We start from the raw sequence: 14,375 nt of genomic DNA, 5'->3' as shown, positions 1-14,375 counted from the left end.
AGCTCTCTCTCAGGCGTTGCCGAAGTCGTTGTCGATCAGGGCGAACAGCTCGTCCGCTGTCGCCGTTTCCATCGCCGTGACGGTGTCGTCCACCGGTCCGGGCGGTGGTGCCTCGCCGCCCGGTGCGCCGGCGCGCCGGCCCCAGCCGCGCAGCAGTTCGTTCAGTCGTTCGCCGACCCCGTCGGTGTCGGCCGCTCCGGGCGGGACGGCCGCGAGGAGCGCGGCCAGCCGGTCCAGCTCGGCCAGCAGCGGCGAGGGCGGTTCGGGCGCGGCGGACAGCTCCGCGTCCAGGTGGGCGGCGAGCGCTTCGGGCGTCGGGTGGTCGAAGACGACCGTCGGCGGGACGGACAGCCCGGTGGCCTCGCACAGCGCGTTCCTGAACCGCATCGCGAGCATCGAGTCGAAGCCGATCTCGGAGAAGGAGCGTTCCGGGCGCACCGGACCGGCTCCGGAATGGCCGAGGACCGCGGCCGCGTGCCGGATGACCAGGTCGAGCACCACCTGACGGCGTGCCGGCCGGTCCAGTGGGGCCAGCCGGGCGGCCAGTCGTGCGGCGGGGGTACCGTCCTCGTCGCCTGCGGCCTCCGAAGTCTCCTCGGCCGGCACCCCGGTGGTGACCGCGGCGGCCGTCCGGCCCGGTGTGGCCAGCCAGTACCGGTCGCGCTGGAAGGGGTACGTCGGCAGCAGGACGGGTGCCGGGCCGCCCGGCCCGGGGGCACCCGTCCAGGGCGACCAGTCCACCGGACCGCCGCCGGCCGCCCACGCCTCGGTCAGCGAGGCCAGCAGCCGGTCCCGGCCACCGTCGCCGCGCCGCAGCGTGCCGACCGCCGACACCTCCCGCCCGGCCTCCGCGGCCACCGCCTCGATCCCGGCGAGCAGCACCGGATGCGGGCTGACCTCGACGACCAGGGTGTGACCCGAGTCCAGCAGGGCGCGGGTCGCTCCGACGAAGTCGACCTGCTCGCGCAGGTTGCGGTACCAGTAGGCGGCGTCGAGCGATTCTCCGGCGACGGGTTCGCCGGTCACCGTCGAGTAGAGCGGGACGGCCGAGGCGCGGGGGCGTATCCCGGTGAGGGCTTCGCGCAGTTCGTCCTCGATCTCGGCGACCTGGGCCGAGTGGGCCGCGTAGTCCACCGGGATCGCCCTGGCCCGTACGCCTTCCCGGTCGCAGGCCGCGAGCAGGGCGGCCAGCTCCTCGGGCTCCCCGGCGACGACCACGGCGTCGGGGCCGTTCACCGCGGCCACGCAGAGGCGTCCGCCGGCGGGCATCAGGCTCGTGGTCCGCTCGGCGGAGGCGGCGACCGACACCATGCCGCCGCGTCCCGCCAGCCTCAGCAGCGCCCGGCTGCGCCGCGCCACCACGAGGGCCGCGTCGTCGAGCGACAGCGCTCCGGCGACGTGGGCGGCGGCGATCTCGCCCTGGCTGTGTCCGACGACCGCGTCCGGGGTGACCCCGGTGTCGCGCCAGTGCGCGGCCAGCGCGACCATCACGGCGAAGAGCACCGGCTGGACGACGTCCACGCGGTCGAGCGTCGGTGCGCCGGGCGCGCCGCGCAGCACCTCGGTCAGGGACCAGTCGGTGTGCGGGGCGAGCGCCCGTTCGCAGTCGGCGATGGCGGCGGCGAACGCCCCGGCGGTGTCGAGCGCCGCCACGGCCATGCCGGCCCACTGCGAGCCCTGGCCGGGGAAGACGAAGGCCGTACGTCCGCCGCGCGCCCGGTCCTGCACGGCGTCGGGCGCGGGTTCTCCCGCCGCGAGGGCGTCCAGCCAGCCGAGGAGCGCGTCGCGGTCGCGGCCGGTGGCGGCCGCCCGGAAGGGCAGGGCGGGGCGGGTGGTGGCGAGCGCGCGGGCCGGTGCGGCGACGCCCCCGTGGGGGTCGGCCCGCAGGTGCTCGCCCAGCCGGCGCGCCTGTCGGCGCAGGGCCGCGGGCGTCATGGCGGAGAGCAGCCACGGAACCGTGGTCCCGGTGTCCTCGGAGGGTTCGCCGTCCGTGCCTTCGGGCAGCGGACCGTCGTCGGCGGCGGGTGCTTCCTCCAGAACGGCGTGGGCGTTGGTGCCGCTCATGCCGAACGCGGAGACGCCTGCCCGGCGCGGCCGGTCCCCGTCCGGGGCGTCCCAGGGGCGGGCGTCCGCGAGCAGCCGGACCGCGCCGACCGACCAGTCCACCCGGCTGGACGCCTCCTGTGCGTGCAGGGTGCCGGGGAGCACGCCGTTGCGCAGTGCGAGCACCGTCTTGATGACCCCGGCGACGCCGGCGGCGGCCTGGGTGTGCCCGATGTTGGACTTCAGCGACCCCAGCCACAGCGGGCGGTCGGCGGGCCGGTCCTGGCCGTAGGTGGCCAGGAGGGCCTGCGCCTCGATGGGGTCGCCGAGCACGGTACCGGTTCCGTGCGCCTCGACCAGGTCGATTTCGGCGCCGGACAGTCCGGCCGTGGCCAACGCGGCCCTGATCACCCGCTGCTGTGCGGGGCCGCTCGGGGCGGTGAGGCCGTTGCTGGCACCGTCCTGGTTCACCGCGGTGCCCCGTACGAGGGCGAGGACCGGATGCCCGAGGCGGCGCGCGTCGGAGAGGCGTTCCACGAGCAGGACGCCCACCCCTTCGCCCCAGCCCGTACCGTTCGCCCCTTCGGCGAAGGAGCGGCAGCGGCCGTCGGGCGACAGCCCCTGCTGACGGCTGAACTCGACGAAGACGTCCGGGCTCGCCATCACCGCGGCGCCGCCGACCAGGGCGAACGAGCAGTCACCGGCGCGCAGTGCCTGGCCGGCCAGGTGCAGTGCCACCAGCGAGGACGAGCAGGCCGTTTCCACGGTCACGGCGGGGCCGCCGAGTCCGAGGGTGTAGGCGACGCGGCCGGAGGCGACGCTGGTGACCGTGCCGCTGAGGAGGTGCCCCTCGACCTCGTCGGACGGGTTCTGCGGGCCGGTGCCGTAGCCCTGGGCGGCCACGCCGACGTAGACGCCGCCCTCGCTGCCGCGCACCGACGCGGGATCGAGTCCGGCCCGCTCCAGTGCCTCCCAGCTGGTTTCGAGCAGCAGTCGCTGCTGGGGGTCCATGGCCAGGGCTTCGCGCGGGGATATGCCGAAGAACTCCGCGTCGAACTCGGCCGCCCCGTCCAGGAATCCGCCGCCGGTGGTGTAGAAGGTGCCCGGGTGCAGGGGGTCCGGGTCGTAGAGGGTGTCCAGCGGCCAGCCGCGGTCGGCGGGCAGCGCGGTGACCGCGTCCACTCCGTCGGCCACCAGCTGCCACAGGTCCTCGGGCGAGCGGACGCCGCCCGGGAACCGGCAGGCCATCGAGACGATCGCCAGGGGTTCGTCGGCCGCCGCGGGCCCGGCCGTGCCGGTCGGACCGTCGGTGTCCGGTTCGGTGCCGCTCAGCCCGGCGAAGAGGTGCGCGGCGAGGGCGGCTGCCGTCGGGTGGTCGAAGACGGAGGTGAACGCGAGCGGCAGAGCGGTGGCCGCGACCAGCCGGTTGCGGAGTTCGACGGCGGTGAGCGAGTCGAAGCCCAGCTCGCGGAACGGGCGGTCGGCCGTGAGGCCGGCAACCGACTCGTGGCCCAGCACGGCGGCCGCTTCGCTCCGGACCAGCTCCGTCAGCAGTTTGCGGCCCTCGGGCTCGGACAGCCGGTGCAGCCGGTGCGGCCACGTCGGGTCGCCGCCCGTGCCGGGTCCGGACCCGGCGGAGGTGTCCGCGTCCGCGGGGCCGCCGTCCGCCGCCCGGGGCTCCGGGGCGGCCGGCAGGCCGCGCAGCAGCGCACTGTCCCTGACCGAGCCGAAGATGGGCGCGAAGCGGCTCCAGTCCAGCTCGGCGACGACCGGTTCGCCCTCGTCCAGGGTCAGCGCCAGGCCGAGCGCGGAGAGCGCCGCCGCGGGGGCCATCGGCACCAGCCCGTGGCGGCGCAGGCCGTCGCCCACGGCGCCGTCGGCCATGCCCGCGCCGGCCCAGGGGCCCCAGGCCACCGAGGTCGCCGTCAGGCCCCGGCCGCGCCTCGCCGCGGCGAGGCCGTCCAGGTAGGCGTTGGCCGCCGCGTAGGCGCCCTGGCCGCCGCTGCCCCAGGTGCCCGAGATCGAGGAGAACAGCACGAAGGCGTCCAGCGGGCGGCCTTCGAACAGGGCGTCGAGGTGGGCCGCGCCACGCGTCTTGGCCGCCGTCCGCCGGGCCAGTTCCTCCGGCGTGCAGTCCATCAGCGCGGTGTCCGAGGTGAGTCCGGCGGTGTGCACCACGGCCCGTACGGTGTCGCCCTCGTCGCGCAGCCGCCCCAGGACCCGTTCCAGCGCGGTGCGGTCGGCGACGTCGCAGGCCAGCAGGGTGCTCCGGGCGCCGAGCACCGCCAGGGCGTCGACCAGCGCGTCGGCTCCGGGGGCCTCGGGTCCCCGCCGGCCGAGGAGGACGAGGTGTTCCGCGCCGCGCTCCGCGAGCCAGCGCGCCACCTGGGCGCCGAGGCCTCCGGTGCCGCCGGTGACGAGGACCGTGCCGCGCGGCGTCCACGGTGCGGGCGCGGGTGTCGCGGGCTCCGGCGCGGGGACGAGCCGGCGGCCCAGCGGTACCGGCGCGCGTACGGCCACCTGGTCCTCGCCGTCCCGTCCGGCCAGCACCGCGCACAGCCCGTCCAGCGCGGGCCCGTCCAGCAGGTCCGGCAGGTCGACCAGGCCGCCCCAGCGCAGCGGGTGCTCCAGTGCCGCCACCCGGCCAAGGCCCCACACCTGGGCCTGCTCGGGGCGGACCTCCTCCGTGCCGTGGGCCGCCACCGCGCCGCGGGTGGCGCACCACAGGGGTGCGTCGATGCCGCTGTCGCCCAGTGCCTGGAGCAGCAGCAGGGTCCCGCTCAGGCAGGCGTCGAGCATCGGCAGGCCCGGGTGGGGTCCCTCAGCCAGCGCCAGCAGCGACAGGACGCCCTCCAGGGCGCCGAACTCCGGGAGCAGCGAGGCCAGTTCGGCGCGTTCGACGGCGGCCCCGACCCGGATCACGACCACGTCGGCGCCGTGTCCGGCGAGCGCCTGTTCGCAGGCGAGTGCGGTGCCCTCGGCACCGGGTCCGTCCGGGGTGACGAGCAGCCAGCGGCCGGAGAGGCGGGACTCCGCGGGCGCGGTGAGCGGCTCCCAGGCGATGCGGTAGCGGCGGGGGCCGGCGGGGACCTCGGTCTCCCGGGAGCGCCGGGCGGCGGGGGCCGGGTCCGGCGCGGCCACCGGCCAGAAGCGCCTGCGCTGGAAGGCGTAGGTGGGCAGGTCGACCCGCCGCACGTCGGTGCCGCTCCAGCCCGCCGACCAGTCCACCGCCACACCGCGCAGGTGCAGCGAGGCGAGTGCGGTGCGGACCGTGTCCGGCTCGCCGCGGCCGTCGCGCAGCAGCGGCACCGTCCCGGGGCCGCCGGGGCCGCCGGGGGTGGGGGCGGCGTCGGGGAGGCAGGCGTGGAGCATGCCGGACAGCACGCCGCCCGGTCCGAGTTCGAGGTACGTCGTCGCGCCCTCGGCCCGCAGCCGGCGGGCCCCTTCCAGGAAGCGCACGGTGCCCCGGGCGTGGCGCACCCAGTGGTCGGGGGAACGGAGTTCCGCGGCCGTGGCCGTGCGCCCGGTCAGGTTGGAGACGATCTCGATGCCGGGCGCGTGGTAGGTCAGCGACTCGGCCACGTCCCGGAACGCGTCGAGCATCCCGTCCATCCGGTCGGAGTGGAACGCGTGGCTCACGCTCAGCCGGCGGGTGCGCCGTCCGCGGGAGCGGAACGCCCCGGCCAGGCGCAGCACCGCGTCCGCGTCACCGGACAGGACCACGGAGGTGGGCCCGTTGACGGCGGCGATGTCCACCGCGTCCCGGCCCGGGTCGCGGTCCGCCTCCGTCTCCGTCTCCGTCTCCGGGAGGGGGTGCCCGGTGCGGTCGTCCAGCAGGGCCTGGCGCACTTCCTCCTCGGTGGCCTCCACCGCCACCATCGCCCCGCCCTCGGGCAGTTCGTCCATCAGCCGGCCCCGGGCCGTTACCAGCGCGCAGGCATCGGGCAGGTCCAGCACGCCCGCCGCGTGGGCGGCGGCGAGTTCGCCGATGGAGTGCCCCATCAGCAGGTCGGGCCGCACACCCCAGTGCCGTACGAGCCGGAACAGCGCCGTCTCCAGGGCGAACAACGCGGGCTGGGTGTACCGGGTGCGGTCGAGCAGCGCCGCACCGGGGGTTCCGGGCTCGGCGAACAGGATGTCGCGCAGGGGCAGGTCGAGGTGCGGGTCCAGGCCGGTCAGCACCTCGTCGAGGGCGTCGGCGAACACCGGGTCGTCGCGGTAGAGCTCCGCACCGGCTCCGGCTCGCTGGCTGCCCTGTCCCGGGAAGAGGAAGGCGGTCCGGCCGGAGCGTACGGCGCCGCCGGTGAGCAGGTGGCCCGCTGCCGTACCGCGCGCGAGTGCGGTGAGCGAGCGCCGGACGGATGCCCGGTCCCGTCCCAGGACGGCGGCCCGGTGTTCGAGCGGGGCCCGTCCCGTGGCGAGCGAGTAGGCGACGTCCGCCAGTTCGGCGTCCGGGTCGGCATCGAGCCGGCTCACCAGCCGGCCGGCCTGTGCCCGCAGGGCCTCCGGTGTGCCGGCCGAGAGCAGCAGCGGCACGGGCGGGGCGGCCCGGCGCGCGGTGACCGTCGTGGCGGTGTCCGGGGCGGCGGTGTCCGGGGCGGGCGCGGCCGAGGTGTCGGTCCGCTCCGGGGTGGGCGCGACGGCCGGTGCCTGCTCGATGATCGCGTGCACGTTGGTGCCGCTGATGCCGAACGACGACACGCCTGCCCGGCGCGGGTTCCCGGTCTCCGGCCACGGGGTGTGCGCGGTGAGCAGGCGGATGGCACCGTCGGACCAGTCGACGTGCGGGTTCGGCGTCCCGGCGTGCAGGGTTCCCGGCAGTTCGCCGTGGCGGATGGCCAGCACCATCTTCATCACCCCGGCCACCCCGGCCGCCGCCTGGGTGTGCCCGATGTTCGACTTCACGGAGCCGAGCCACAGCGGCCGGTCCGCCGGGCGCGCCGGCCCGTGGACGGCCTGGAGCGCCTGCGCTTCGATGGGGTCGCCGAGCCTGGTGCCGGTGCCGTGGGCCTCGATCGCGTCGATCTGGTCGGCGCGCAGCGCGGCGTCGGCCAGCGCGGCACGGATGACCTGCTGCTGGGACGGGCCGTTGGGGGCGGTGAGCCCGTTGCTGGCGCCGTCCTGGTTCACGGCGGTGCCGCTGATCAGCGCGAGTACGGGGTGGCCGTGGCGCACGGCGTCGCTGTGGCGCTCCAGCAGCAGCACTCCGGCGCCCTCGCCCCAGCCCGTGCCGTCCGCGTCCGCCGAGAACGCCTTGCACCGTCCGTCGGCGGCGAGCCCGCGCTGACGGCTGAACTCCACGAAGAGCCGCGGGGTGCTCATCACCGTCACCCCGCCCGCGAGGGCCTGCTCGCAGTCGCCGCGCCGCAGTGCCTGCACGGCCAGGTGGAGCGCCACCAGCGACGAGGAGCACGCGGTGTCGACGGTGAGCGAGGGCCCCTGGAGGCCGAGGACGTAGGACAGCCGCCCGGACAGCACGCTGGCCGTGTTCCCGGTCAGCAGATGGCCCTCGGACACGCCCTCGGCGCCCTGCAGCAGCGCGGAGTAGTCCTGGCCGTTGGTACCGATGTAGACGCCGACCTGCCGGTCCTTCAGCGCGGTCGGGTCCTGCCCGGAGCCCTCGACCGCCTCCCAGGCGGTCTCCAGGAGCAGCCGCTGCTGCGGGTCCATGGCCAGGGCCTCGCGCGGCGAGATGCCGAAGAACTCCGCGTCGAACTCGGGGGCGTCGTGCAGGAAGCCGCCCTGCATGCTGTACGTGGTGCCGGCGTGGTCGGGGTCGGGGTCGTACAGCCCCTCGGTGTCCCAGCCCCGGTTCGACGGCCAGTCGCCGACGGCGTCGGTGCCCTTCGAGAGCAGGTGCCAGAAGTCCTCGGGCCCTGCGACCCCGCCGGGGAAGCGGCAGCCCATGCCGACGATCGCGATCGGCTCGTTGCCGCCGGGTGCCGCCCCCCGGCTCGCCTCGGAGCCGACGGAGCCGACGGAGCCGACATACTCGGCGGCGCCGATCGCCGCGTCCGGCAGGTCCAGGTCCAGGTCCGCGAGCAGCCGGTCGGCCAGTACCGACGGCGTGGGATGGTCGAACAGGACGGTGGCGGGCAGGGCCAGTCCGGTGACGGCGACGAGCCGGTTGCGCAGCTCCACCGCCGTCAGCGAGTCGAAGCCGAGCGCGGAGAACGCCTTTCCGGGCTGGACCGTGTCGACGTCCGGGTGGCGCAGGACCGTCGCCGCGTGGGTGCGTACCAGTTCGGTGAGGGTCCTGACCCGGTCCTCGTGGCGCGGCAGTACGGCGATCTGCTGCCGCAGGGCGTCGGCGGAGCCGCCGCCCTCCCGGGCCGCCGACGGTGCGGTGGCATCCGGGACGGGCCTCGCGGCAGCCGGGTCCGGCATCCCGTCGAGCAGGGCGGCGGACCGCAGGCCCATGCCCGTGGTGAAGCGCCTCCAGTCGACATCGGCGACCACGACCAGCTCGTCGTCCTCCGCGAGTGCCCGGCCGATCGCGGTGACGGCCGTTTCGGGCTCCATCACCGGCATGCCGAAGTCCCGCAGCCGCGCGGCGACACCGTCCGCCAGCATGCCCGGCCCGGCCCAGGCGCCCCAGGCCACGGACGTGCCGGGCAGCCCGGCGGCCCGGCGGGCGGCGACGAGTGCGTCGACGGCCGCGTTGGCGGCCGCGTAGTTGCCCTGCCCGGCGTTGCCCACGACGCCCATCACCGACGAGAACACCACGAAGGCCGACAGGTCGAGACCCGCGGTGGCCTCGTGCAGGTTCCGGGCGGCGGTCAGCTTGGCGCGCAGCACCACGGCGAGCCGCGCGGGGTCCAGCGCGTCGAGCACACCGTCGTCGAGGACGCCCGCCGCGTGGATGACGGCGGACAGCGGGCATCGCGCCGGGATGTCGGCGAGCAGCGCCGCCAGTGCGGCCGGGTCGGCGACGTCGCAGGCCGCGAAGGCCACTTCGGCGCCCAGCGCCGTCAGTTCCTCCCGCAGCGCGTCCGTTCCGGGTGCGTCGGCACCGCGGCGGCTGACCAGCAGCAGCCGCTCCGCGCCCTGGCCCGCGAGCCAGCGCGCCGTGTGCGAGCCGACGCCACCGGTGCCACCGGTGACGAGGACCGTGCCCCGCCATCGCGGTCGCGTCCGCACGGCCGCGCCGTCCTTACGGGCCTTCGGCGGCACGGACGACGCGGGCCGGAGACGGCGTCCGTGGACCCCGGTGGAGCGCACCGCCACCTGTTCCTCGTCGGCCGCGGCTCCCGCGAGCACCGCGCACAAGCGGCGGGCGGCCCGTACGTCCAGCACCTCGGGCAGGTCGATCAGACCGCCGCGGCGATGCGGGTGCTCCAGTGCCAGCGTCCGGCCCAGGGCGGCGGACGCGGCCTGACCGACGTGTCCGGGCCGCTCAGCGCCGCCCAGGACCGCCGTTCCCTTCGTCAGCGTCCAGAGCCGGGCGTGGATGCCCGTGTCCTCCAGCGCCTGGGCCAGCGCGAGGGTCAGCGCCGGACCACCGGGCAGGTCGGGGTGTTCGGGATGGGGGCGCTCCTCCCAGGACAGCAGGGACAGCACACCGGCGATCGGCTGCTCCGCGGCGGTCTTCGTCAGCAGGGCGGCCAGTTGTTCACGGGTCGCGCCCGGATCGTCGACGACGCACGGGAGGAGGTCGGCTCCGGCCTCGCCGAGGGTGTCCAGGACGGCCGCCGCGTCGTCGCCCTGGGGACGCAGGGCGAGCCAGCGACCGGGGAGGCTGTCCGCCGGCGCGACCGACAGGGGTGCCCAGGCAACGTGGTAGCGCCAGGATTCCGCCCTCCGTTCACGGCTCCTGACGGAGCGCCAGGTCGCCAGCGCGGGCAGGACTTCGTCCAGGGCTTCCCGGCCGACCCCGAGGGCTTCGGCGAGCTGGGCGGGGTCCTGCAGTTCCGGGTCGTCCCAGCGGTCCTCGGCGGGGGCGGCCGGGACGGCGGCGGGGGCCGTCAGCCAGTAGCGCCGCCGCTGGAAGGCGTAGGTCGGCAGGTCCACCCGCCGCGCCCCCGGGAACGCACCCGAGAAGTCCACCCCCAACCCGCACTCCCACGCACGACCCACCGCACGCAGCACCTGAGCCGGGCCGCCCTCCCCCCGGCGCAAGGTCCCCAGCACCGCGGCATCCACACCCGCGGCCTCCACCGACTCCCCCACCGCAACCGACAACACCGCATGCGGGCTGGACTCGACGAAGACGCGGTGCCCGGCTGCCAGGAGCGCGCGGGTCGCCCGCTCGAACTCGACGGTCTCCCGGAGGTTGCGGTACCAGTACTCGGCATCAAGGGACTTCGTGTCCAGCCAGCCGCCCGTCACCGTCGAGAAGAACGGCACCGAACCCGCGAGAGGCGTGATGCCGTCCAGGTCGGCGAGCAGGCGCTCGCGGACCTCCTCCACATGCGCGGAGTGCGACGCGTAGTCGACCTCGATCAGACGCGCCCGCACCCCCTCCCCGACGAGCTCTTCCACCAGCGCGGCCACCGCGTCCGCGTCACCCGACACCACCGTCGACGACGGACCGTTCACCGCCGCCACCGACAACCGGCCCGCGATCCGCTCCCGCACCACGTCCACGGGCAGGGGAACCGACGCCATCCCGCCACGGCCGGCCAACGCCCCCACCGCACGGGAACGCAACGCGACCACCCGCGCCCCGTCCTCCAGGCTCAGACCACCCGCCACCACCGCGGCCGCGATCTCGCCCTGCGAGTGGCCCACCACCGCGTCCGGAACGAGTCCGAACGAGCGCCACACCTCCGCCAGCGACACCATCACCGCCCACAGCACCGGCTGCACCACATCGACCCGCGCCAGCAGCGCCTCCGAACCCAGCGCCTCCGCCAACGACCAGTCCACGTAAGGCGCCAGAGCCCGCTCGCACTCGGCCATCCGCCCCGCGAACACAGCCGATTCGGCCAGCAGCTCCGCGGCCATCCCCACCCACTGCGAACCCTGCCCCGGGAACACCAGCACCGAACGACCGGAAACCAACCCGCCGCCGGACACCGACCCCGGTGCCAAACGCCCATCCGCCAGCGCCTTCACGCCGTCGAGCAACTCGCTCCGGTCCCCGCCCACCACCACGGCACGGTGCTCGAAGGACGCACGCCCCACCGCCAGCGAATGACCCACGTCCGCCGTGTCGAGCCCGGGCTCCGCCACCACCCGCGCCGCCAACGCCCCCGCCTGCGCCCGCAGGGCCTCCGCACTGCGCGCCGACACCGGCCACACCACCGGCCCAGGACGCCGGGCACCCTCCACCGCCCCGGCCGGAGCCTCGGCCGGCGCCGACTCCAGGATCACGTGAGCATTGGTCCCGCTGATGCCGAAGGAGGACACACCCGCCCGGCGCGGACGGCCCGTGTCGTCCCACGCACGGGCCTCCGTCAGCAACCGCCCGGCCCCCGCCGACCAGTCCACCTCGGGCGTCGGACCGTCCACGTGCAGCGTCTTCGGCATCACCCCGTGCCGCAGGGCGAGCACCGACTTGATGACGCCGCCCACCCCCGCCGCGGCCTGGGAATGGCCGATGTTCGACTTCAGCGAGCCGATCCACACCGGACGGTCCGCCGGACGGTCCTGCCCGTACGTCGCCAGCAGCGCCTGCGCCTCGATCGGGTCGCCCAGCCGCGTCCCCGTACCGTGCGCCTCCACCACGTCCACGTCCGACGCCACCAGCCCCGCGTCCGCCAGCGCCGCACGGATCACCCGCTGCTGCGACGGACCGTTCGGCGCCGTCAGACCGTTGCTCGCACCGTCCTGATTCACCGCCGAACCACGGATCACCGCCAGCACCGGATGCCCGTTGCGCCGCGCGTCCGACAACCGCTCCACCAGCAGCATCCCCACGCCCTCGGCCAGGCCGAAACCGTCGGCGGCTGCCGCGAAGGCCTTGCAGCGGCCGTCCGGGGCCAGTCCGCCCTGACGGCTGAACTCCACGAACATGCCGACCGTGGACATCACGGTCGCGCCGCCCGCCAGCGCCAGCGAGCACTCACCCGACCGCAGCGCCCGTACCGCGAGGTGCAGGGCCACCAGCGAGGACGAGCAGGCCGTGTCGACGGTGACCGCCGCTCCCTCCAGACCGAGGGTGTAGGCCAGTCGGCCCGACGCGACGCTTCCGGTGTTGCCGGTCAGCAGGTGGCCGCCCTCGTCGGCGCCCTGTTCGAGAGTGGGCCCGTAGTCCATGGTCATCGCCCCGACGTAGACGCCCGTCGGGGTCCGCCGCAGGGTGGCCGGGTCGATCCCGGCCCGCTCCAGCACTTCCCAGGTCGTCTCCAGCAGCAGCCGCTGCTGCGGGTCCATCGCCGCCGCCTCGCGCGGCGAGATGCCGAAGAACTCCGCGTCGAAGTCCGCCGCACCGGCGAGCGAACCCGCCTCTCGCTGGTAGTACCGGCCCGGCGTCCCCGGTGCGGGGTCGTACCGTCCGGCGGTGTCCCAACCGCGGTCGTCGGGCAGCGCGGAGACGGCGTCGGCACCTGCCGACACCAGCTCCCAGAGCTCGTCGGGGCTGCCGACACCGCCGGGGTAGCGGCAGCCCATGCCGACGATCACCACGGGGTCGTCGTCCTCGGCCCGCCGCACCGGCTCGTCCACGTCCGTGTTGCTGTCGGGCCGGTCGCCGCCGATCTCGGCGCAGAGGTACGCGGTCAGGGCCGCCGGGGTCGGACAGTCGAAGACAACCGTCGCCGGGATGCGCAGCGCCGTCGCCGCACTCAGCCGGTTGCGCAGCTCCACGGCGGTGACGGAGTCGAATCCCAGGTCGAGGAAGGCCAGGTCGGCGGGGACCGGATCGGACCGCCCGGTCAGCGCGGCGATCTCCTCGCCCACCAGCCGTGCCAGCGCGGCACGCCGCTCCGGTACGTCCGATCCGGCCAGCTCCGCGCGGAACGCGGCGCCGGCATCCCGGTCACCACCCGCGCCGCCCGCGCCGCCGGGCCCGTTCGCGTCCGCCGGGCCGGGCTCCGCGAGCGCCGCCAGGGCAGCCGCCGGCAGTTCCCGCACCCGGGCGTGCTGCCCGGCGAACAGCGCTTCCCGGTCCGGGGTGACCCCGTGCACGTACAGGTCACCGAGCGAGGTCAGGAACCGGCCCGGACCGCCCTGGTCGCGGCGCAGCGTCCCGAGGACGGCGGTCTGCGCGCCGTGTTCCTCCACGCAGTCCGCGAGGGCAGAGGTCAGCACGGTGTGCGGGCTGACCTCCAGCAGGACCCCGTACCCGTCCCGCAGCAGGGCCCCGGCCGCCTGGTGGAACCTGACCGTGTTGCGCAGGTTGCGGCACCAGTAGTCGGCGTCCAGGACCGGGACGTCCAGTCGTCCCCCGGTCAGTCCGGAGTAGTAGGGCAGATGCGGTGTGCGGGGGCGGATCGGTGCGAGGTCGGCGCGCATCCGGGGGACGATCGCGTCGATGTGGGGGGAATGGGCGGCCAGGCCCACCGCGATCCGCCGTGCGTGCACCGCGTCCGCGGCCAGGTCGGCGAGGAGTTCGGCCGCGGCGTCGCGGTCGCCGGAGACGATCACGGACCGCGGGCCGTTGTGCGCGGCGACGACGAGGCGGCCGTCCCAGCGGCGCAGCCGCGGCTCGACCTCGCCGGCCGGGGCCATGACGGACACCATGTCGCCCTGCCCGGCCAGGGTCGCCTGGGCCTGACTCCACAGGGCCACCACCCGCGCGGAGTCGTCCAGGGACAGCGCGCCGCAGACCGCGGCGGCGGTGACCTCGCCGACGCTGTGCCCGAGCACTGCGGCCGGTTCCACGCCGTGGGAGCGCCACAGCGCGGCGAGCGACACCGTCACGGCGAACAGCAGGGGCTGCACCACGTCGGCCCGGTCCCCGGCGGGTGCGCCCGACGCGTCCGGGTCGCGGAGCACGTCGATCGGCGACCAGTCGACGAACGGTTCCAGGGCCTGCGCGCACGCGTCCATCCGGTCGCGGAACACCGTGGAGGTGTCCAGCAGGTCCACCGCCATCCGGGGCCATTGCGCGCCCTGCCCGGGAAACACGAAGGCGACCCGCCCGCCTGCCCCTGCGGCGCCCTCCAGCAGGCCGGGCATGCTCCTGCCGTCGGCGAGCGCGTCCAGCCGCTGCAGGAATCCGTCCCGGCCGTCCGCCACCACTGCCGCCCGCCGGCTCCCCTCGGAAGCGGTGCGCGCGAGGGCGAACGCGATGTCCTGGGTGCTCCAGTCGTCACGACCGGCCAGGTACGCGTGCAGGCCGCGCGCGCCGGCCGCCAGCGACTCCTTGCCGCTGCCGGCCAGTGTCCACAGCAGCGGTGCTTCCGTACCGTCGGGGTGCGTCATCGTGACTTCGGACTCCTTCACGG

At 75.8% G+C, this 14,375-nt stretch carries 1 protein-coding gene; it reads right to left on the bottom strand.

Annotated elements, in window-relative coordinates; all coding sequences use genetic code 11:
• Positions 1-9: 9 nt before the first annotated feature.
• On the bottom strand, positions 10-14,352 hold the full coding sequence (locus tag ACGFSC_RS05010) for a type I polyketide synthase (RefSeq protein ID WP_359897837.1): 14,343 nt from the start codon (positions 14,350-14,352) through the stop codon (positions 10-12).
• Positions 14,353-14,375: the final 23 nt, after the last annotated feature.

It is taken from the genome of Kitasatospora sp. NPDC048715 (assembly GCF_043198905.1).
Classification (GTDB): Bacteria; Actinomycetota; Actinomycetes; order Streptomycetales; family Streptomycetaceae; genus Kitasatospora; species Kitasatospora lactacystinica.
The sequence above is the reverse complement of the archived record's forward strand: the minus strand, read 5'-3'. Positions and strand labels throughout refer to the sequence as shown.